Here is a 354-nt window from a genome sequence, read left to right on the forward strand (position 1 = left end):
TAAAACGGTATGGTGGAGCTAAGCGGGATCGAACCGCTGACCTCCTGCGTGCAAGGCAGGCGCTCTCCCAGCTGAGCTATAGCCCCATACAGTTACTGCAGAGACCACTACTACCACTCAACCGAGTTACATTCTTCTGACGAAGGATGTAATTTCTTTTCAGGCAAGGCATGCGGAAGGGAAGTTTACCGGGGTAAACGACCGCGCGCATAACGCAGCATGAGAAGAAATCTGGTAGGCCTGAGTGGACTTGAACCACCGACCTCACCCTTATCAGGGGTGCGCTCTAACCACCTGAGCTACAAGCCTGTAGAGGTTTTTTCTGCTCGTTACTTTTTATCAGACAATCTGTGT

Annotated in this window: 2 tRNA genes; both read right to left on the reverse strand. The window is 51.1% G+C overall.

Going from position 1 to position 354, the window contains the following annotated elements:
• Positions 1-10: 10 nt before the first annotated feature.
• Positions 11-86, reverse strand: a tRNA-Ala gene (locus QSK07_RS22735).
• Between the two features lie 146 nt (positions 87-232).
• Positions 233-309, reverse strand: a tRNA-Ile gene (locus tag QSK07_RS22740).
• Between the last annotated feature and the right edge of the window lie 45 nt (positions 310-354).

It is taken from the genome of Pantoea sp. QMID4, assembly GCF_030270445.1.
GTDB lineage: Bacteria > Pseudomonadota > Gammaproteobacteria > Enterobacterales > Enterobacteriaceae > Pantoea > Pantoea vagans.